Annotated in this window: 16 protein-coding genes; 8 read left to right on the forward strand and 8 right to left on the reverse strand. The window is 48.5% G+C overall.

Translation table 11 applies throughout. The features are described 5' to 3' along the window. Positions 1 to 68: 68 nt before the first annotated feature. Positions 69 to 824 (reverse strand): 30S ribosomal protein S2, encoded by a 756-nt coding sequence (rpsB, locus tag KU392_RS08695; protein ID WP_169294415.1) that lies wholly within the window; start codon positions 822 to 824, stop codon positions 69 to 71. Positions 825 to 1,036: 212 nt separating this feature from the next. Between rpsB and map the strand changes: the two genes are divergently transcribed. Genes map through KU392_RS08715 form a run of 4 tightly spaced genes read left to right on the forward strand, consistent with a single transcriptional unit; the run spans position 1,037 to position 5,665 of the window. After that, positions 1,037 to 1,837, forward strand: a complete 801-nt coding sequence (gene map, locus KU392_RS08700) for a type I methionyl aminopeptidase (RefSeq protein ID WP_169294414.1) — start codon at positions 1,037 to 1,039, stop codon at positions 1,835 to 1,837. A gap of 3 nt (positions 1,838 to 1,840) precedes the next feature. Beyond that, positions 1,841 to 4,459, forward strand: a complete 2,619-nt coding sequence (locus KU392_RS08705; RefSeq protein ID WP_217735088.1) for a [protein-PII] uridylyltransferase — start codon at positions 1,841 to 1,843, stop codon at positions 4,457 to 4,459. Then, the gene (locus tag KU392_RS08710) at positions 4,459 to 5,154 is read left to right on the forward strand and encodes a MarC family protein (protein ID WP_217735089.1); all 696 of its coding nucleotides are present in this window, start codon (positions 4,459 to 4,461) and stop codon (positions 5,152 to 5,154) included. The genes KU392_RS08705 and KU392_RS08710 overlap by 1 nt, the downstream gene beginning before the upstream one ends. Before the next feature lie 13 nt (positions 5,155 to 5,167). Continuing rightward, positions 5,168 to 5,665 (forward strand): disulfide bond formation protein B, encoded by a 498-nt coding sequence (locus tag KU392_RS08715; protein WP_217735090.1) that lies wholly within the window; start codon positions 5,168 to 5,170, stop codon positions 5,663 to 5,665. Here KU392_RS08715 and purF read toward each other — a convergent pair. The 7 genes from purF to aceE all read right to left on the reverse strand — a co-directional run bounded on the left by purF (position 5,662) and on the right by aceE (position 16,280). Beyond that, entirely contained in the window at positions 5,662 to 7,194 is a 1,533-nt protein-coding gene (gene purF, locus KU392_RS08720) for an amidophosphoribosyltransferase (protein WP_169294411.1), read from the reverse strand. The two genes, KU392_RS08715 and purF, sit on opposite strands and share 4 nt — an antisense overlap. A gap of 30 nt (positions 7,195 to 7,224) precedes the next feature. Then, positions 7,225 to 7,716 carry a CvpA family protein gene (locus KU392_RS08725; protein ID WP_169294410.1) on the reverse strand — a complete coding sequence of 164 codons (492 nt, stop codon included), beginning with the start codon at positions 7,714 to 7,716 and terminating at the stop codon, positions 7,225 to 7,227. Positions 7,717 to 7,722: 6 nt separating this feature from the next. Continuing rightward, positions 7,723 to 8,640 carry an SPOR domain-containing protein gene (locus tag KU392_RS08730; protein WP_246587388.1) on the reverse strand — a complete coding sequence of 306 codons (918 nt, stop codon included), beginning with the start codon at positions 8,638 to 8,640 and terminating at the stop codon, positions 7,723 to 7,725. A 42-nt stretch (positions 8,641 to 8,682) separates the two neighbouring features. Then, a complete protein-coding gene (gene folC, locus KU392_RS08735) occupies positions 8,683 to 9,975 on the reverse strand; it encodes a bifunctional tetrahydrofolate synthase/dihydrofolate synthase (protein WP_169294409.1) in 1,293 nt (430 codons plus the stop codon). 120 nt (positions 9,976 to 10,095) lie between these two features. Next, the gene (gene lpdA, locus KU392_RS08740) at positions 10,096 to 11,850 is read right to left on the reverse strand and encodes a dihydrolipoyl dehydrogenase (RefSeq protein ID WP_217735091.1); all 1,755 of its coding nucleotides are present in this window, start codon (positions 11,848 to 11,850) and stop codon (positions 10,096 to 10,098) included. A 15-nt stretch (positions 11,851 to 11,865) separates the two neighbouring features. Next, entirely contained in the window at positions 11,866 to 13,560 is a 1,695-nt protein-coding gene (gene aceF / locus KU392_RS08745) for a dihydrolipoyllysine-residue acetyltransferase (RefSeq protein ID WP_217735092.1), read from the reverse strand. Positions 13,561 to 13,571: 11 nt separating this feature from the next. Further along, on the reverse strand, positions 13,572 to 16,280 hold the full coding sequence (gene aceE, locus KU392_RS08750; RefSeq protein ID WP_169294406.1) for a pyruvate dehydrogenase (acetyl-transferring), homodimeric type: 2,709 nt from the start codon (positions 16,278 to 16,280) through the stop codon (positions 13,572 to 13,574). 338 nt (positions 16,281 to 16,618) lie between these two features. Between aceE and KU392_RS08755 the strand changes: the two genes are divergently transcribed. From KU392_RS08755 to KU392_RS08770, 4 genes are read left to right on the forward strand one after another with little or no spacing between them, the layout of a single operon-like run. After that, positions 16,619 to 18,352 (forward strand): PAS domain-containing sensor histidine kinase, encoded by a 1,734-nt coding sequence (locus tag KU392_RS08755; protein WP_169294405.1) that lies wholly within the window; start codon positions 16,619 to 16,621, stop codon positions 18,350 to 18,352. A gap of 16 nt (positions 18,353 to 18,368) precedes the next feature. Then, positions 18,369 to 18,974 carry a response regulator transcription factor gene (locus KU392_RS08760; RefSeq protein WP_217735093.1) on the forward strand — a complete coding sequence of 202 codons (606 nt, stop codon included), beginning with the start codon at positions 18,369 to 18,371 and terminating at the stop codon, positions 18,972 to 18,974. 21 nt (positions 18,975 to 18,995) lie between these two features. Beyond that, entirely contained in the window at positions 18,996 to 19,844 is an 849-nt protein-coding gene (folD, locus tag KU392_RS08765; protein WP_169294403.1) for a bifunctional methylenetetrahydrofolate dehydrogenase/methenyltetrahydrofolate cyclohydrolase FolD, read from the forward strand. Between the two features lie 13 nt (positions 19,845 to 19,857). After that, on the forward strand, positions 19,858 to 21,912 hold the full coding sequence (locus tag KU392_RS08770; RefSeq protein WP_169294402.1) for a M3 family metallopeptidase: 2,055 nt from the start codon (positions 19,858 to 19,860) through the stop codon (positions 21,910 to 21,912). Positions 21,913 to 21,930: the final 18 nt, after the last annotated feature.

Consider the following 21,930-nt stretch of genomic DNA (forward strand, 5'->3'; position numbering starts at 1 on the left):
CTTACGGGATCAATTGACAACACACACGACTTTCATGACACATGAAAATTGTGCAGAATGCTGTCATATTAGTTGTTGTCGTCTTCCTGAACTTCTTCAACGAACTCTTCTTCGACCTCAACAATGGTCTCAACCAGACCATTCAGGCTTTGCTCACGGCCCTCAAGGGCGGCATCAGCTACGCCTTTAGCGTAAAGGGCGATTGCTTTGGCAGAGTCATCGTTACCAGGAATAACGTAATCGATGCCATCAGGAGAGTGATTGGTATCAACAACGGCAACAACTGGAATACCCAGCGTACGGGCTTCCTGGATGGCAATTTTGTGGTAGCCAACGTCAATAACGAACAACACATCGGGCAAGGTGTTCATGTCTTTGATACCACCGATGGATTTGTTCAGTTTTTCCAGTTCGCGTTCGAACATCAGGGCTTCTTTCTTACTCATGCGCTCGGTGCTGCCATCTGCAACTGCAGCTTCCATTTCTTTCAGGCGCTTGATAGAGCTTTTGACAGTTTTAAAGTTGGTCATCATGCCACCCAACCAGCGACTGTCAACATAAGGCATACCTGCGCGTGTTGCTTCTGCCGCAATCGTTTCACGAGCAGCACGTTTTGTACCAACAAACAGGACTTTACCACCGCGAGCGGTTGTCTGGCGAACAAATTTCATTGCTTCCAGGTAGTTGGCTACGGTTTTTTCCAGGTTGATAATGTGAATTTTGTTACGGCTGCCAAAAATGTACTGAGACATTTTGGGATTCCAGTAACGGGTTTGGTGACCAAAGTGTACACCTGCTTCCAGCATTTCACGCATTAATGACATAATATAAAACTCCAAAGGGTTAGTTCCTGTGTATTTTTAGCATTGATTTATTTTTTAAAATCAACACCCTAGGAAAAAATACACGCGATTTACTGCTTAATTGAAAATAAAAATAAGTGGTACAATCTATGCTTTCCACCACTTCTCCTTACCCCACAATTTCAGGTAAGCCCACCATTCTACTATCTTTTTTATAATTTACTCAAGCAGTTATGCCAATTTTAACAAATCAAACTGATATCGACCAAATGCGGGACGCCTGCCAAACAGCCGCCTCTGTTTTGGATTATATTGCGCCATTCGTCAAACCAGGTGTCACAACCGGTGAAATCGACCGCCTGTGCCTTGCCTACATGACCGACATCCTGAAAGTCAAATCGGCCACCATTGGTTACGCGCCACCCGGACACCCCCCCTATCCAGGCAGTGTATGCATTTCTGTGAATCACGTTATTTGCCATGGTATCCCGGGAGATAAAAAACTCAAGAACGGAGATATCCTTAATATTGACGTTACGGTTATTAAAAACGGCTGGTATGGTGACACAAGCCGTATGTTCTATGTCGGCGCCCCTTCAATTCTGGCAAAACGTCTTGTTGAAAACACCTACGAGTGTATGTGGCTTGGCATACAGCAAGTCAAACCTGGCGCAACCATTGGCGATATTGGCCATGCCATTCAGAAACATGCCGAATCCCATGGGTTTTCAGTGGTACGTGAATATTGTGGTCACGGTGTCGGACGCAATTTTCATGAAGAACCGCAAATATTGCACTTTGGCAAGCCCGGAGAAGGCCAGAAACTGGAAAAAGGCATGGTTTTTACCATAGAACCCATGATTAACGCCGGTCGTAGAGAATCGCGTTTACTGGCCGACCAATGGACAGTCGTTACACGAGACCATAGTCTTTCCGCGCAATGGGAACATACGCTCATTGTTACCGAAACCGGTTATGAAATCCTTACCACCTCACCCGGCATGCCAGCCCCACCCGCTTTTATCAAACAATAAAAAATGAATATCACCAGCAAAGTACTCCTTATTAAACAACAAATTAACGAGCAGCAAAAGCATCTTTTTGACTCATACAGACAACAAAAAATAAGACCGGATACTTTGCTGGTATCATTACGCAAGGTCATAGACCAGGCATTTAAAAACCTGGTCGAATTCTATCCTCTTCCCCAACATGCCGCACTTTGTGCCGTAGGAGGTTATGGAAGAGGAGAACTTTACCCCTTTTCCGATATTGATATTCTTGTCCTGCTCAGACAAGACCCGGAACCCAAAGAAAAAATCGAACTTGAGTCTTTTGTCGCAATGCTATGGGATCTTGGTCTGGAAATTGGCCATAGTGTTAGAACCATTGAACAATGCCTTGAAATATCAAAAACAGACATAACGATAGAAACCTCGCTACTTGAGTTGCGTTTTTTACTGGGCAATCGAAAACTGGCTCTTGAACTGAATAAAAAATTCCGTGACCAACTAAATCCGCGCGAATTTTTCCTGGCCAAAAAGCTCGAATTGCAACAGCGTCATGCCCGCTTCAATGACACCCCCTATTCACTTGAGCCCAACTGCAAAGAGTCTCCAGGAGGCCATAGGGATCTGCAGCAAATACATTGGCTTGCCACGGCCGCGGGAATGGGACCAAGCTGGCGAAATCTGGTTAGCGCAGGATTAATGACCGATGATGAATCAAGCAAGTTGAAAAAAGCCGAACAGGAATTCAAGCGACTGCGGATTGAACTTCATTTACTGGCCAACAAACGTGATGATCGGCTGCTTTTTCATACTCAACCGGTATTGGCGGAAATTTATAAAATAAAACCCCAAGACAGCAAACGTCCCAGCGAAGTGCTCATGCAACGGTATTACAATTCAGCACGAATTGTTTATCAGCTCACCCAATTCATGATGCAAAATTTCCAAGACTATTTTTTTCCTGTCACCAATCCTATGCGGGTGGATATTGATGAGGACTTTTGCAGCATTCAGCAAAGACTCGACATCAAGGCGGATGATGCCTTTGAGCGCAAGCCCCAGTTACTGCTAAAGTCGTTTTTGGTCATGCAGCAGCACCCCGAGCTTACCGACATGACCGTTCGTACACAGCGAGCCATCTGGAGTTCTCGCTTCAGGATAGACGCCCAATTCAGACGCAACCCGGTCAACCGGCGTCTTTTTTTACAAATACTGCAATCTCCCGTAGGCATTGTGCATAACCTGCGCCGCATGACAATGTTGAATGTCCTGCCCATGTACATCCCTGCCTTCAAAAATGTGGTTGGCCAGATGCAGCATGATTTGTTTCATGTCTATACTGTCGATCAACATACCTTGATGGTGATTCGTAACCTGCGACGCTTCACCATGCCGGAACATGCCCGTGAATACCCGCTGGCCAGTCACCTGATTGCTTATTTTGAAAAGCACTGGCTTTTGTATGTGGCCGCCCTTTTTCATGATATTGCCAAAGGACGGGGTGGAGACCACTCCGAACTGGGTGCCATTGAAGTCCGAAAATTCGCCAAAGACCACAAACTTGAACCGCAAGACGCCCGCTTGGTTGAGTTTCTGGTCGAGAATCATCTTGTCATGTCCCAAGTGGCGCAAAAACAGGATCTGTCAGACCCTCAGGTTATACAGAATTTTGTTGATCTGGTAAAAACCGAGCGTTACCTGAGTGCGCTTTATTTGCTAACCGTGGCTGATATCCGTGGCACCAGCCCGAAAGTCTGGAGTGCCTGGAAAGGCAAACTTCTTGAAGATTTGTACAATCAGGCCCTGGCTGCCCTGGGAGGAGCACAATTGGATCGCAGCAGCATTCTGGCCCAACGCAAAAATGAAGCGATGGCATTAATCAGCCTGGCCGGACTGGACGATGAGGACCGGGATGCATTCTGGTCAAAAATGGATGTTGCCTACTTTCTGCGCCATGATCCCCAGGAAATTGCCTGGCATACCCGGCAACTCTATAAGTCGGTTTCCACCACACAAACCATTGTGAAAGCCAGACCTACCGATAAGAATGAAGGCATTCAGCTGCTGGTTTATACCAAGGATAAAGAAAACCTGTTTGAGTTGATCTGTTCCTATTTCTATGAAAACCAGATTAACATTCTTGATGCCCGCATTCATACCAGCAATGAAGGCTATGCACTGGACAGCTTTATTATTGAAAGCCTTGCTTTTGGAGAAGACACCCGTTCTTACGTTCCCATTATTGAACATGGCCTTGCCGATAAAATCACAAAAAAACAGCTCGAAGACTTTCAGTGCGTACTTAAGCGAAGATCCCGGTTCAGCATGTCGCCCGGCATTCGTCGTTCACGAACCTTTCCCATTGTACCCAGTATAGAGCTCCAGCCCGATGAGCATAGCAAATCCTGGCGACTTTCAATTACAGCCACAGATACTCCGGGTATACTATACAGCCTTGCATCTACGTTCAGCAGGCACAACATTAATCTTCAAATGGCCAAAGTCATGACCTTGGGTGAGCGCGTAGAAGACGTTTTCATTCTTGATGGAGCCACACTTGAAAACCCGCGCACACAGCTGCTGTTTGAACGTGATTTGCTTGAAACCCTGAAAAACCTTACCTATCCGGATACCCGCATCAAATAATGAACGAGTATTTTTATTTTATAAGTCGCAGCTTCCTGTTCGTTGTAGGTACTTTGCTGCCACTCGTCAACCCACCTGCAGTAACCCCTATCTTCTGGACCATGACCAGTGGCGCCAGCAGTGCCACACGTGCTCTTTTGGCAAAAAGAATCGCCATTAATGTACTTATCATGCTTGTTTGTGCAACCGTAGGTGGCAATATTGTCCTGAGCTTTTTTGGCATTTCCTTGCCGATTGTCAGAGTGGCTGGCGGAATTCTGGTGGTGGCCAGCGCCTGGCAGTTGCTTAATGCCAAAGACAACGACATGCTTCACGCTGAAAAACTGGCCGAGCAATTCACCATGGAAAAAGTCAAGGCACATGCTTTTTTTCCATTAACCTTTCCCATTACCTGTGGACCGGGCAGTATTTCCGCCGCCATCACAATTGGCGCCACGATTCAAAGTTCCAGTCCAACCTATAGCCTGCTCAACCTGACTGGAACCCTTACAGGTATTTTGTTTGTTGCAATTATTGTGTATCTTTGCTTGCGCTATGCCGCCCAATTCCTTTATAAACTCGGCTCTACCGGAACAGCGGTTTTCATGAGGCTGTCAGCTTTTATCCTGCTTAGCATTGGTGTACAAATTGTTTGGAACGGTGCATACGAGCTTATAATGTCTCTTTCGGGCGATATTGCCAAACTTCATTCCTGAACAAAGTTTATCCATGACACAAAAAATACTGAATACAATTGCATTGGCCTGTCTGGTTGCGGTTGGCTTTGCCCTATTCTGTCAATACTTTCTTGATATGCCCCCATGCGCCTGGTGTGTTTTGCAACGCCTCATACTCCTGATCATCGCTGCGGTTTGCCTGCTGGCCAATTTTTTTCGTTCAGGTATCGCAAAAAAGATATTTTCCCTTATCACAGGCGGACTGGGTGTTTGTGGTGTTCTTTCTGCATGGTACCAATATAGCGTGGCTTCTGTGATGTTTTCCTGTGACATGACATTTGCCGACCGTTTCATGGCCAAAACAACGAGTTTGGATGCCGCTGTACCATGGCTGTTTGGTATTTACGCCACCTGCATGGATGCCCGGGCAGAATTATTTGGCGTTGAATATGCCATCTGGAGCCTGCTGCTATTTGCTGTAATTGTTATTGCTTCATTGGCAGTGTTATTCAGAAAGAACAACACTGCCCGGTCAATGATTAGCGACTAGTAATTTGAGCCGTTATTTGCAGCGTAACCCATATTGAATTGCAAGCCACCCTGTGGCTCTGTATTGCCACCCTCTTTATGGCGGGTGTCGTGAAGACGCTTCAAATAAGCCTCATCAATATCGCCGGTCACATATTTCCCATCAAAGCAGGATGCCTCAAATTGGGTAATATTTGGGTTCAAATCATGAATGGCCCGTTTAAGATCCTCAAGATCCTGATACACCAAGCCATCAACACCAATTTCCTTGGCCACTTCCTCGGGGGTCCTGCCTGTTGCGATCAGATCATCCTGTGAGGGCATGTCAATACCATACACATTAGGATAACGCACGGCTGGCGCAGCAGAAGCAAAATAAACCTTCTTGGCACCTGCCGCCCTGGCCATGTCCACAATTTCACGACTTGTCGTGCCGCGCACAATAGAATCATCAACCAACAAAATGTTTTTCCCCTTGAATTCCATGCTCATGGCATTCAATTTTTGCCGCACTGATTTTTTACGTACTGCCTGGCCGGGCATAATAAAGGTACGTCCGACATAACGGTTCTTGATAAATCCTTCGCGGTATTCCAGCTTAAGATGGGAAGCCAGCTCCATCGCAGCAGGTCGTGAGGAATCAGGAATAGGCATTACCACATCAATATCACTTAAACGCAATTGCTTGGCAACTTTATTGGCAAGATATTCACCCATTTTAAGGCGGGCGTTATAAACGTTAACACCGTCAATGGTTGAGTCAGGCCGGGCAAAATAAACATACTCGAACAGACAAGGAGTCAGGACAGGATTTTCAGCACACTGTTGAGAGGTAACATTGCCATCAAGATCGATAAAGACCGCTTCGCCAGGCTGTATATCACGTACAAAATCAAACCCGATACCTTCAATGGCAACAGACTCTGATGCCACAATCCACTCGACACCCTGCTCAGACTCTGAGCGTCCCAGACACAATGGGCGAATGCCAAACGGATCACGAAAAGCCAGCATGCCATAACCGGCAATATGGGCGATAACGGTATACGCCCCTTTTACCCGTTTATGAAGTGACGCCACCGCTTTGAAAATCGTGTCAGTATCCAAAGAGATACCTTGCGATGCATTTTGCAGCTCATTGGCAAGCACATTCAACAACACCTCGGAGTCGGAATTGGTATTGATATGACGACGATCCACCCTAAACAGCGACTCGCGCAATTCACGCCAATTAGTCAGATTACCATTATGGGCAAAAGTGATGCCAAAAGGCGCATTCACATAAAACGGCTGCGCCTCTTCAAGGCTGTCGCTTGAACCGGCCGTGGGGTAACGCACCTGCCCAATACCCGAATTACCCGGCAATGACCTCATGTTACGTGTTCTGAACACATCCCTGACCAGACCATGTGCCTTGAACATATTAAAGTTATTGCCGTTTGCTGTTGCTATACCCGCCGCATCCTGACCACGATGCTGCAATAAAAGCAGGCTGTCATATATCAATTGATTAACAGGAGAACGACCGACGATCCCGACTATTCCACACATATTGTGTATACCTATTTTTAACGATGAAAACTACTGATAAGGCAGGTAAGATCCCACACTCTCGGGCAATAACTGCGCAATCAGCTTGATCAGATTGACAGCCGCCCCTGAAAAACGTGCATTTACCCACCATTGTTCCTGAGGAAAAGGAGTGTATCCCGCAATAACGACAAGCACAAGAACAATAAGAACGCCCCGTGCCAATCCAAATATAATTCCAAATCCCTGATCCGCCGGGCCAAGACCGGTTTTTTCGATCAGCGTGCCAAGGGTCAGGTTAAGCAAACCCACCACCAGCAAAACACCAATAAAGGTCAACCCGTAACCAATACCCATACTTAACAGGGAGTTATCAATCAATGTCTGGAACCAGGGATAGACCTGAGGCCCCCACCAGACAGCACCAACAAATGCGGCAACATAGGCCATTAATGAGAAAAACTCCTTCAGGAACCCTCTCATTAACCCAAGCAAACCAGACACGGTCACAATGCCTAGCGCTATATAATCAAATTCGGTCACAATGATTTAATTGGCAGAAATAAATCCATTATCGTAACCCAGCGTGCGCAAACGGGTTTGTGCAGCCTGGGCCGCTTCACGCGAATTGAATGGACCCACGCGAAGACGATACTGCTGTTTGCCATTAACCATGGCACTTTGTACATATGCATTGGAAACGCCAGAGGCAATTAATTTTTCACGTCTATCCTGGGCATCTTTTGAAGAAGAATAAGATGCCACCTGGAGGGAGTAATTCCCACTGGTTACCTTGGGAGAGCTTTTCGGCTTGACTGAAGGACTGCGCCCCTCCAGCAAAGCCAGTGCACGTGATCCGTCATCAGTTCGTTCGGTTTCTTTAATGGTAATGCGATTATCAGGCCCCTTAACCTCTGCCGGTTTGCTACGCTCTGGCTCGGGTTTTTTGACGACTTCCCTGGAATCGGGTGTACGTGTAGTGGCTTTGACCTCTTGCTCTGCCAGATTCTGGGTTTCGTTGCCTGCCACAATGGCAGTACCGGAAGCGACTGATTCAACAGGCGTTTCCTGCTGTTGCTCGGAAACAATGGCGGTATCAGAGGCTACGGAACCGGTTACCTGTACATCACCGGCAACTGTTCCGTCTGTGTTGACGAGCTGGGAAGTTGACGCGCTGCCATTGGACTCGACCCCTGGCGCGGTAACGACAGACAGGGTTCCGGCCACATTGGCATCATTGTTGCCGCCCGTCACTAAAGGAGCCATCGGCGGCAATTGCTGAATTTCAGGAGAATCATTCGTATTAAGAACAGCAGGAACCACGATAATTGCCAAAACAATCAATACAATAGCACCAATCAGCCGATTGCGAGCCTTGGCCTTGAGCGCCTGTTGCTCTGACTCGCTCATGCGTGTACGAGACCGCTGGCGTTGATACTGGTTATTTTGTGAATTGAACAATCCCATATAAATCCTTGTTGAGCGTTAACTTTACGGTCAATCAACCCTTTATTTATTTAGCTTTTGCATAACGGCAGCCACCGTTACAAATGAACCAAAAACCACAATTCTATCATCGTTACCCATTTTTTCCCGGGCGGATTCGTAGGCGCTTACAGGTGTATCATAGACCGTAACGGTTGGCAAACCGTCTTTATCTGCCGGGAAAAGAGCCGTAATTTTATTGGCAATATCCTGACCCGAGCGGGCTCGGTCACCTGGCAAACTTGCGCAATACCAATGATCGATACGCCGCCCCATTTTTTTAAGGACTTCCTCACAATCCTTGTCATTCAGCATGCCAATAACACCATGGGTATATGGGAAGTAAGCCATGCCATCAAGATTGTGTGCCAGCACAGCGGCAGCGTGCGGGTTATGGGCAACATCAAGGATCACGGTAGGCTGACCAGGCAGAATCTGGAACCGACCCGGCAAGGATGCCTGCAACAAACCTTCACGGATAGCCTGAATCGGCACGGCAAGACGACCACGAAGCGATTCGATGGCAGCCAGGGCTGCTGATGCATTTAACAGTTGGTTTGCCCCACGCAAAGCGGGATAGGCCAAAGCATTGCGACGCTGCGTACGCCCGGCAAACGCCCATTGCTGTTTATCACCCGCATAATTGAAATCTTTGCCGAACAGCCATAAATCCGCATCTATGCGCTTGGCATAATCAAGAAGGGATTGTGGGGGTTCAGGGTCACTGCAAATGGCTGGCTTGCCTGCCCTGAAAATATGCGCTTTTTCAAATCCGATTTCTTCCCGGGTATTGCCCAGCCACTGGGTATGATCGATATTCACGCTAGTGACAATGGAGCAATCGGCATCAACGATATTGACCGCATCGAGGCGGCCACCCAAACCCACTTCCAGTACGGCAACATCAACATTATGCCGCTTGAACAGCAGCAATGCCGCCAGCGTTGTATACTCGAAGTAGGTAAGTGTAATCTCTGCACGTACTTTCTCTATGTGTGCCAGTTGCGCAATGATTGAGGCATCATCTGCAATGATGCCATTCAGGCGGATGCGTTCATTGAAATGAACCAGGTGTGGCGAGGTGTACATACCAACCGAATAACCCGCTGCCAGGTAAATGGACTCTAGCATGGCACAGGTTGAACCCTTGCCATTTGTGCCACCCACGATAATTTTCACACCAGACCAATCAACATCAAGGCGTTTGGCCACTTCATTGATACGATCCAGACCCATATCAATGGACGTTGAATGAATGGATTCAAGATAAGCCAGCCATTCATCAAGAGAATGCTGTTCAGTAGGTACGGCAGTCATTTCAATATATAAAAATACATAACGGTTAATCGACTATTTTAAGCGACACCAAGAAAAAACTCTCTTGATTTTCCAGAAAACCGGAAAATAAGAGAGCTTTAATCTTGCAAGCCAAAAGCGTTATTTACGTCTGCCTGGTGGCAAGTCTGTACAACTGCCATGAGCCGCTTCCGCTGCCATGCCAATCGATTCACCTAAAGTCGGGTGTGGGTGAATAGTCTTGCCAATATCCACCATATCAGCGCCCATTTCAATGGCCAGTGCCACTTCACTGATCAGGTCGCCCGCATGGGTGCCCACAATGCCCCCCCCAAGAATCCGATGAGTCTGAGCATCAAATATGAGTTTGGTGAAACCTTCATCACGCCCATTGGCAATAGCCCTGCCCGATGCCGCCCATGGGAAAAGACCTTTCTCGATCTTGATTCCCTCTTTTTTGGCTTGCTCTTCCGTCAGTCCAACCCAAGCCACTTCAGGGTCTGTGTAGGCAACCGAAGGAATGACACGGGCATCAAAGAAGCTTTTCTGCCCGGCAATCACTTCAGCAGCCACATGCGCTTCATGAACAGCCTTGTGAGCCAGCATGGGTTGCCCCACCAGATCCCCAATGGCATAAATATGAGGTACATTGGTGCGCATTTGCTGGTCTACCGCAATGAAGCCGCGATCACTGATCTGCACACCCGCTTTTTCAGCGCCGATTTTATTGCCATTCGGAGAGCGTCCCACCGCCTGCAGTACCAAATCGTAGCGCTGAGGTTCTTTGGGTGCACTTTCACCTTCAAACGTCACCCAAATGCCATCCTCTTTTGCTTCGGCTGCCACCGTTTTCGTGTTCAGCATGATGTTGTCAAAACGGGAGGCGTTCATTTTTTGCCAGACCTTAACCAGATCCCGGTCTGCCCCCTGCATTAAGCCATCCTGCATTTCAACCACATCAAGACGAGCACCCAATGCGGAATAGACGGTACCCATTTCAAGCCCGATAATGCCACCACCAACGATAAGCATTTTCTTGGGAATGGATTTAAGCTGAAGCGCACCGGTGGAATCAACAATACGATCATCCTCTGGCAGGAAAGGCAGTTTTACCGACTGGCTACCAGCCGCAATAATGGCGTTTTTAAATGCCAGCACCTGGGTTGTACCATCAGGCTTGGCAACCGACAGATGATGACTGTCTGAAAACTCGCCAACACCGGTTACCACCGTTACTTTACGAGCCTTTGCCATGCCGGCCAGGCCACCGGTAAGTTTGCCGATAACACTGTCTTTATAGTCACGCAGTTTATTCAGGTCGATCACCGGCTCACCAAAAACAATACCATTGGCGGCCAGGTGTTTGGCCTCTTCCAGCACGGCCACATTATGCAACAGGGCCTTGGACGGAATGCATCCCACATTCAGGCACACACCACCCAAGGTAGAGTAACGCTCTACCAATACCACTTTCAGGCCAAGGTCTGCGGCACGGAAAGCGGCAGAGTATCCACCGGGACCGGCACCCAGCACCAGGACATCATAAGCATCTTCTGACACTGCCACTGAAAGACGGGATGCACCGGTGGCAGGTGAGGTATCGGCAACAGGCGTTGCAGGCGCACTGGCAGCAGGCTTCCCGACTTTTGCCTCGGCACCATTGCTTTCAAGCGTTAAAATCACACTTCCTTGTGCAACCTTGTCACCCAACTTAACATTGAGTGCCACTACCTTGCCAGCAACAGTAGAAGGGATTTCCATAGAAGCCTTATCAGACTCTACGGTAATCAGGCTTTGTTCTTCGGCAATCACATCACCGGGCGCGACCAGGATCTCAATCACTTCAACGCTATCAAAATCGCCAATATCAGGTACTTTGACTTCAATTTGACTCATTTTCAACCCCTGCGCTTAGATTAATACCCGACGGAAATCCGCCAGCAATGAGGCCAGATAGGCATTGAAACGGGCAGCCAAGGCACCATCAATAACCCTGTGATCGTAGGACAATGACAGAGGAATGGTCAAGCGCGGTTCAAAGGCCTGTCCGTTCCATACCGGTTTATATGAAGAACGGCACACACCCAGAATAGCCACTTCAGGCGCATTAATGATGGGCGTAAATGAGGTGCCGCCAATACCTCCGAGTGAGGAAATCGTGAAACACCCGCCCTGCATTTGTGAAGGTGACAATTTTCCGTCACGAGCCAGCTTGGCCAGTTCTGCGGTTTCTTTGGCAATTTCGGAAATGCTTTTCTTATCGGCATCTTTAAGAACCGGAACCACCAAACCGTTTGGTGTATCAGCGGCAAAACCGATGTGGTAATATTTTTTCATCACCAACTGGTCACCATCAAGCGAAGCATTGAATTCCGGGAATTTCTTCAGGGATGCAACGACGGCCTTGATGATGAATGCCAGCATGGTGAACTTGATACCTGCTTTTTCATGCTCTTTGTTCAACTTCACACGGAGCGCTTCCAGCTCGGTAATGTCCGCCTCATCGTTATTCGTTACATGAGGAATCATGACCCAGTTGCGATGCAGGTTTGCGCCTGAAATCTTTTTAATGCGCGACAGGGGTTTGGATTCGATCGGTCCAAACTTGGCAAAATCAATTTTCGGCCAATCCAGTACTGACAAGCCGCCACCAACACTTGAGCTGCTCGTGGTAGAACGTGTGCTCATGGCCGCCGTCAGGGTTGCCTTCACATATTTGCGCACATCATCCTGGGTAATCCTGTGCTTTTCACCCGTTCCTTTCACCTGCGCAAGATCCACGCCAAGTTCACGGGCAAACTTACGCACGGAGGGAGAGGCATGGGGCAAGTTGCGGCTTGGCATCATGGTGGATGCAAAGGAAGCCGTGGGAGAAACCCTGAACTCGGAAGGGACTGTTGCGGTCTCATCAATGCGGTCTGAGCTGGGCAGTTTTGTCATCGTTTCTGCGGCCTGAACCACCTGTTCGGGCTGCGCAGGAACGGAAACAGGCGCTGCCGCGACTTGTTGTCCGGTGGGGCTCAAGGTCAGAACAACAGAACCTTTGGAAACCTTGTCACCCACCTTCACTGCCAGGGAAGTCACCGTTCCGGCATGTGATGAAGGAATTTCCATGGAAGCCTTGTCAGACTCCACCGTAATCAGGCTTGACTCGACATCTACCGTATCACCCACTGACACCAGAACCTCAATGACCTCTACCTCGCTGAAGTCCCCAATATCAGGCACCACAACATTGATCACATCCCCTGCCGCTGCAGGTGCTGAAGATGACGTTGCCTGCACAGGCGCCTGACTGACAGCGGGTGACGAGTCGGGAGCAGTAGTAGTCTTGGCAGCCGATACTGGCTGATCAACGACATTATCTGCGGCTTCAAGCTCCAGAATGACACTACCTTCTTTCACCTTGTCACCCAGTTTGACTTTCAGACTTTTAACAATACCTGCATCCGAGGACGGAATTTCCATTGAGGCCTTATCTGACTCAACCGTTACAAGGCTTTGTTCAGCCTCTACCCGATCGCCAACAGCAACCAGCAACTCAATGACTTCAACTTCACTGAAATCTCCGATATCCGGCACTTTAATTTCTAACAATTTACTCATGTCGAAAAACCTTATGCGTGATGTGGGTTGGCTTTAGCGGGGTTAATATCATATTTCTTAATGGCTTCGGCAAGTTTTGAAGCAGGAATCTTGCCTTCATCAGCAAGGGCTTTCAATGCTGCCAATACCACAAAATGGCGATCAACCTCAAAGTGTTCTCTTAGTTTGAAGCGGAAATCCGAACGGCCAAAACCATCAGTACCCAGGACCTTGTACTCACGTCCGGCAGGAATGAATTCGCGAATCTGATCGGCAAACAGCTTCATGTAGTCGGTAGAGGCAATAATCGGGCCTTCCGACTCTTGCAGTTTGTGAGTCACATAAGGAACTTTTTGTTTCTTGGCAGTGGGATGCAGCAAGTTGTAGCGGTTGCAATCCAGGCCATCACGCCGGAGCTCTGTAAAGCTGGTCACACTCCAGACATCAGAACCAATACCCCAATCCTGCTCAAGCAGTTTCTGGGCTTCAATCACTTCCAGCAAAATAGTGCCGGAACCCAGCAACTGTACGCGGAACTCTCCCTTGTCGACAGAGCTGAACTTGTAAATACCCTTGATGATGCCCTCTTCATCACCCACTCGCAGACCTGGCTGCGCATAGTTTTCGTTCATTACCGTCAGGTAATAGAAAACGTTTTCCTGATTCTCAACCATACGCTTGAGGCCGTCTTGCATAATGACAACCAATTCGTGCGCAAAAGCAGGATCATAAGAAACACAGTTGGGAATCGTGGAGGACAGGATATGGCTATGTCCATCTTCATGCTGCAGGCCTTCACCGTTCAATGTGGTGCGGCCGGCGGTACCGCCCAGCAAGAAACCACGGGCCTGCATGTCGCCTGCAGCCCAGGCAAGATCACCAATTCGCTGAAATCCAAACATCGAGTAATAAATGAAGAATGGAATCATGATGCGGTTATTGGTGGAATATGAAGTAGCCGCTGCAATCCATGATGCAAAAGCGCCTGCTTCGTTAATGCCTTCCTGCAACAACTGTCCGTTGGCGGTTTCCTTGTAATACATCACCTGATTCTTGTCGACCGGGGTGTATTTTTGCCCTTCAGGTGCATAAATACCTATCTGACGGAACAGACCTTCCATACCGAAAGTGCGTGACTCATCGGCCAGAATAGGCACGATACGGTCACTAATATTCTTGTCCCGGAGCAATTGGTTCAGGAAACGTACAAATGCCTGCGTGGTTGAGATTTCACGTCCTTCTGCCGTTGGCTCAAGAATGGTATTGAATTTATCCAGATCGGGCACTTTCAGCTTTTCTTCTGCTACCGCTCTTCGGGCTGGTAAATAACCACCCAGTTTCTGGCGCTGTTCCCTGAGATACTTCATTTCTGCGGAATCCTCAGAAGGTTTGAAGTATGGCAAATCGGCCAGTTTGTCATCAGGGATGGGAATATTGAATCGATCACGGAATTCACGGATGGAATCGAGATCCAGTTTTTTCTGCTGGTGGGCAGGGTTTTTACCTTGCGCAACGTGACCCAGACCGTAACCTTTAATGGTTTTGGCCAGAATGACAGTAGGCTGACCTTTGGTTTTAACCGCAGCATCAAAGGCGGCATACACCTTGTTGGGATCATGGCCACCACGATTAAGGCGCCAAATTTCCTGATCGCTCATGCGGCTGACCATCTCAAGCAATTTGGGGTGCTTGCCAAAAAAGTGTTCGCGCACATAAGCACCATCATTGGCCTTATAGGCCTGGTATTCACCATCTACGGTTTCTTCCATGACACGACGCAAAATACCTTCTTTGTCGCGAGCCAGCAACGGATCCCAGTAACTGCCCCAAATCAGCTTAATGACATTCCAGCCACTGCCACGGAAATCACCCTCCAGTTCCTGGATGATTTTGCCATTACCACGAACCGGGCCATCAAGACGCTGCAGGTTGCAGTTGATCACAAAAATAAGGTTATCCAGTTTTTCACGGGCAGCCAGGCTGATAGCGCCCAGGGATTCCGGCTCATCCATTTCGCCGTCACCACAGAAGACCCACACTTTACGATTACTGGTATCTGCAATACCACGCGCATGCAGATACTTGAGAAAACGAGCCTGATAAATGGCCATCAAGGGGCCAAGACCCATTGATACCGTAGGGAACTGCCAGAAATTGGGCATTAACTTGGGATGGGGATATGAAGACAAGCCTTTGCCACCCACTTCCTGACGGAAACTGTCCAGCTGCTCTTCGGTGAGGCGGCCTTCAAGATAAGCCCGGCCGTAGACACCTGGTGAAGAGTGTCCCTGGAAATACACCAGATCACCGCCATGTTCGGCCGTTTCACCATGCCAAAAATGGTTTTGTCCACAACCAATCATGGTGGCAAGCGATGCGAACGAAGCAATGTGACCACCCAGATCGCCACCATCAGCGGGCTCGTGGCTATTCGCCTTCACAACCATGGCCATGGCATTCCAGCGCACATACGAGCGGATGCGTTCTTCAAGGGCCAAGTTGCCAGGGTTGGGGGGTTCCAGTCCGGGAGGAATGGTATTTACATAAGCTGTATGTGGAGAAAACGGGATATTCGATCCTGAACGACGGGCCAAATCAATTAGTTTTTCCAGTAAAAAATGCGCTCTTTCAGGGCCTTCACGGTCCAGCACGGCTTCAAGCGCCTCAAGCCACTCTTGCGTTTCAACTGCATCAACATCGGCGATTTGTGCAATTTTTTGTTTGAGATCAGGCGACGACATCGTTTTCTCCTGTTAGGATTTGCTATCCGCAAATCATTTATTTTCTAATATTGTTCTGCTCCCATTAAAGCACACTGTACCTTAAAAGCAGAATACGGCAATGCATGCCACCCACGTCTGAAGTGGCCAAATATAAATAATGCGACTTCTATTCTATGAGACAGCCAGCATTCGCACAAGCTAAATTTTATATAATGATATATGTTTTCACATTATGAAAAAACAAAAAGGTTTTTAATACAAACATTAAAATTTTACCTGGTGCAACAAAACCAGTATCATGGGGAAATGTCTCAATTACAATACCCATTTACTTTAAAGATTTTTTTGTAACACCAATGTCTGACCTGCCCAATAAATCCCTGCTGGCTTCGTCGTTTTACGACAATGCAAAAATAAATAAAAAAGGCCTTTATTGGATTACACCCGTATTTGTACTTGTCCTGTATCTGCTTGTCATGACCGGCTTTTTCTGGTTGCAGCAAATACACAAAGAAAGCGTCATGTTCGTCACCGTTGATGAAGAAACCAAGCAGGAACGCCTGATGTTCTTTGTCATGGCACTTTCTTTCATTATCATCATCAGCCTGTTGGCCTTATGGCGTTACACACGCTTTCGTTCAAATGCTGAAGCGGCCCTACTGGCCGAAACCAGCTTTCGCCGGGCCATGGAAAACTCCATGTCAACCGGCATGCGTGTCCTGGATATGCAAGGCCGAATCGCCTATGTAAACCCGGCCTTCTGTCGCATGATGGGTTGGAACGAGGCCGACCTGCTTGGAAAAAGCATTCCCTATCCATACTGGGTGCCCGGAAAATATGACGAACACCAGCGTATTCTGGATATTCTCATGTCGGGCAAAACCCCCAGCACCGGACTGGAAGTAGAAGCCCAGCGGCGTGATGGATCACGCTTTACCTCGCGCATGTATGTATCTCCCTTGCGGGACCCCAACGGAGAGCAAATCGGCTGGATGACTTCAATGACCGACATCACCGAACCCAAACGGGTTCGGGAGGCCCTGACGGCTGCCCATGAACGCTTCATGACCGTGCTGGAAGGACTGGATGATGCCATCTCGGTGGTGGCGGATACCCCTGCCGGACTGGAGCTTTTATTTGCCAATCGTACCTACCGACGCCTTTTTGGCTCACAGCCCAATGGCCACAGCGAATTAATGGGCGGACGGCGAGGCCGGTTCAGCGGTGTAACCATCGAGCAATATGCGCCTTCGGCAGACTGCTGGTTTGAAGTGCATCATCGGATGCTCATCTGGACCGATGGCCGAAAAGTACGGATGCAGGTTGCCCGGGACATTACCGAAAGACGCAAGCACGAAGAAGACTCACGAATCCAGCAGGAAAAAATCCAGCTGACGAGTCGGCTTACCACCATGGGCGAAATGGCTTCTTCCCTGGCGCATGAGCTTAACCAGCCCCTTACCGCGATTGCCAACTACAATATGGCCATCGTTGCCATGATCAAATCGGGCAACATATCACAGGAAAAACTCCTGTCCGCGCTGGAGAAATCCGCCAATCAGGCAGAACGTGCCGGTAAAATCATCAGTCGCATCCGTGAGTTTGTCAAACGAAGCGAGCCACGCCGTCAAAGCACGCCCGTGTCCAAAATCATCGACAACACCCTGGATCTTGCCGAAATTGATGCCCGCAAACGCAGAATAAAAATCGAGGCCAATGTTCCCGATGATCTGCCCAATGTCCTGGCCGACCCCATTCTTATTGAACAAGTACTGCTTAATCTGGTCAAAAACGGCCTTGAGGCCATGGTCAACAGCGAAGCCGATACACTTTATGTCAATGCCTACCTTCATGACAAACAAATTGAGGTACGGGTTGTTGACCGCGGTCATGGACTGAAAGAACCCGAACGTTTATTTGAACCATTCTTCAGCACCAAGTCAGAGGGGCTTGGCATGGGTCTCAATATTTGCAGAACAATTATTGAATCCCACCATGGAAGGCTCTGGGCTGAAACCAACCCCGAAGGCGGAACAATATTCCGCTTTTTACTCCCCTGTGCTCCAAAAGAGCCAATCCAAGAACAATGAGTAAAGGATACAAACTATGACAACAGACAATTGCACAATCTTTATCGTCGATGACGACGAAGCCGTCAGGGATTCGTTACGCTGGTTACTGGAAGCCAATGGCTATCAGGTTCAGGCTTTTGAAAGTGGCGAACAGTTTCTGGAAAGCTATGACCCATCGATAATAAGCGTTCTGATTGCAGACGTTCGCATGCCTGGCATGACAGGACTGGAGCTGCAGGAAGAACTGATCAAACGCAATGCTCCTCTTCCCATTGTTTTCATCACCGGTCACGGTGATGTTCCCATGGCCGTTTCAACCATGAAGAAAGGTGCTGTTGACTTTCTTGAAAAGCCCTTCAACGAAGCCGACCTGCGTGAAATCATCGCCCATATGGTGGTGCAGGCCCAAGACAAGGCATCGATTGCCGAACAGCAAAAAAATCATCAGGCACTACTTGCCCGCCTTACATCACGCGAGCAACAGGTACTTGGCCGGATTGTCGCCGGCCGGCTTAACAAGCAAATTGCCGATGACCTGAATATCAGTATTAAAACCGTTGAGGCCCATCGGGCCAATATTATGGAAAAACTCGAAGTAACCACTGTCGCTGACTTAATGAAAGTGGCATTGGCAAAGTAATTAAATCGCAAGGACATTTGAATGACTGCTCGCATTATTGACGGAAAAAAACTCGCCGAAACCATCAAACAGAATCTGGCTGAACGCATCAACGCACTGAAGGAAAAGAATATTATTCCCGGCCTTACCGTGATTCTGGTTGGTGATGATCCGGCTTCCCAGGTTTATGTCAGGAACAAAGCCAATACCTTCACCAAACTTGGCCTTAACTCCTCAGTAGAACAATACCCGGCAAGCCTAAGCGAAGAAGCGCTCTGTAACCGGATTCGCGAACTCAATAACGATCCATCCGTTCATGGCATTCTGGTTCAACTGCCCTTGCCTGCCAACCTGGACGCCAACAAAGTCATTGAAACCATCAGCCCGGAAAAAGATGTTGATGGATTTCATATCAGCAATGCCGGTGCGTTAATGACGGGCCGTCCCCTGTTCATTCCATGCACCCCTTATGGTGTCATGAAAATGCTCGAATCGGAAAATGTTGAACTTCGCGGTGCTGAAGCGGTCGTAATAGGGGCCAGCAACATAGTCGGCAAACCCATGGCACTGCTATTGCAAAAAGCGGGTGCCACCGTCACTATTTGCAACTCCAAAACCAAAGACCTTGCCGCCCATACACGACGTGCAGATGTCCTTGTCGTGGCAACGGGTCGTCCCGAAATGATCACTGGCGACATGATCAAACCGGGTGCCATTGTCATTGATGTAGGTATCAACCGCGGTTCAGATGGTAAACTCAAGGGCGACGTAGAATTTTCTTCTGCCAAAGAGGTTGCCGGCGCAATTACTCCTGTACCTGGCGGCGTTGGCCCCATGACCATTGTCATGCTGCTGGTGAACACCATCGAAGCAGCAGAACGTAAACTTTAATTTAGAAGAGTCCATGAATAGCAATCCCTTATTAGCCCCTTTATCCGAACTCATTGATTACAGTGCCATCAAACCTGAACACCTGGTTCCGGCACTGAGCAGCCTGCTGGACGATACCCGTCATGCCATTAATGAAATTGTTGAAAAGGTAAAAGAGCCAACATGGGATTCATTCATAGAACCTTTGGAATGTGACACTGCCCGCTTATGGCGGGCCTGGTCGGTAGCCGGTCATTTGAATTCAGTTGTCAACACACCTGAATTACGGGATGCATATAATGAAATGCTCCCCAAAATGACCGAGTTTTCAACCTGGATCGGCCTTAATAAAGACCTGTACCGGCAATACCTGAAAATTTCACAAAGTAAGGCTTTCAAGAGCTTCACACCTACCCGCAAACGCATTATCGAACTGGCTTTGCGCAACTTCAGGCTGAGTGGCGTGGAACTTGAGGGGGAAAACAAAGAGCGTTATGCCCAAATCAGCGAGCAAATCGCCTTAACCTCACAGAAATTTTCTGAAAACGCCCTGGATGCCGTCGATTCATGGGAATGGATCGTAACCGACGAAAAAGAGCTTGAGGGCTTGCCGCAAGACGCGATTAATGCCGCACGGCAAGCCGCACAGGCCGAAAACAAGGAAGGTTGGAAATTCACGCTTAAAATGCCGTCTTACCTGCCGGTCATGCAATATGCCAAAAGCCAGGCCTTGCGTGAAAAGCTATATCGTGGCTATGCCACCATTGCCTCCGAACAAGGTGATGCCCGCTACGACAACTCCTCCAACATTGAAAAACTGCTGGCCCTCAGAACCGAAGAAGCCCGCTTGCTGGGCTACAATGACTTTGCCCAAATGCAACTTGAAACCCGCATGGCTGACACTTCCTCCCAGGTTGTGGGCTTCCTGCGCAATCTGGCCGCAAAAGCCAAGCCCTTCGCTGAAAAAGACGTGGCTGCTCTCAGGGAGTTTGCCAGCCAGTCACTGGGTCTGAATGAACTCCAACCCTGGGATTATGCCTATGTCTCTGAACAATTGCGTAAATCCCGTTATGCTTATTCCGATGAGGAAGTCAAACAGTATCTGCCTGAACCCAAAGTGCTTAATGGATTGTTTTATGTCATTGGCACCCTGTTCAATGTTGAACTGGTTCCTTTCAAAGCCCCCGTCTGGCACGAAAACGTGGCGGTTTATGCCGTTAAAGAAAACAATGAACTGATTGGTTATTTATACACCGATCTTTATGCCCGTGCCGGCAAACAAAGTGGCGCATGGGTTGACAGCGAAAGAACCCGCCACTTGCAGGGCGAAAACCTGCAAACACCGGTGGTGTATTTAACCTGCAATTTCCCGCCACCACAAGACAACAAACCTGCTCTGCTCACGCATGATGATGTCATCACCCTGTTCCATGAGTCAGGTCATGCCCTGCACGCCCTGCTTTCAAAAGTTGATGAGCCAGCCGCCTCTCCATTCGCAAGTGTTGAATGGGATGCCATAGAACTGCCATCCCAATTCATGGAAAATTTCTGCTGGGAATGGTCTGTCCTGCAAAAACTGTCCGGTCACTGGGAAACCCAGGAACCGCTGCCCGAGTCTTTATACCAGAAAATGCTGGCTGCAAAAAACTATCAAAGTGGCATGCAAACCGTACGCCAGATAGAATTTGCCCTGTTTGACATGCTTTTGCATCAACGCACCAGTCAAACCTCTATTGCCGATGTACTGTCACTGCTCAATGAAGTGCGTCAAGAAGTGGCCGTTATCATACCGCCGGCTTGGCATCGTTTCCCGCATAATTTCTCTCATTTGTTTGCTGGCGGCTATGGGGCCGGTTACTACAGTTACAAATGGGCTGAGGTGCTTTCCTCTGATGCCTATGGCTTGTTTGAAGAAAATACCCTTGACAATCAGGGGACGCTTAACCCCGTCATCGGCAATAAATTCAGGCAAGAGATCCTGGCGGTTGGCGGCTCACGTCCTGCCGCTGACTCCTTCAAGGCTTTCCGTGGCCGCGAACCCAGCCCTGAAGCGCTGTTAAGGCATTGTGGCATGACCGAAGCGGCCTGATATCATTTTGGTACCTAA

The organism is Advenella alkanexedens, from assembly GCF_019132845.1.
GTDB classification, from domain to species: domain Bacteria; phylum Pseudomonadota; class Gammaproteobacteria; order Burkholderiales; family Burkholderiaceae_B; genus Advenella; species Advenella alkanexedens.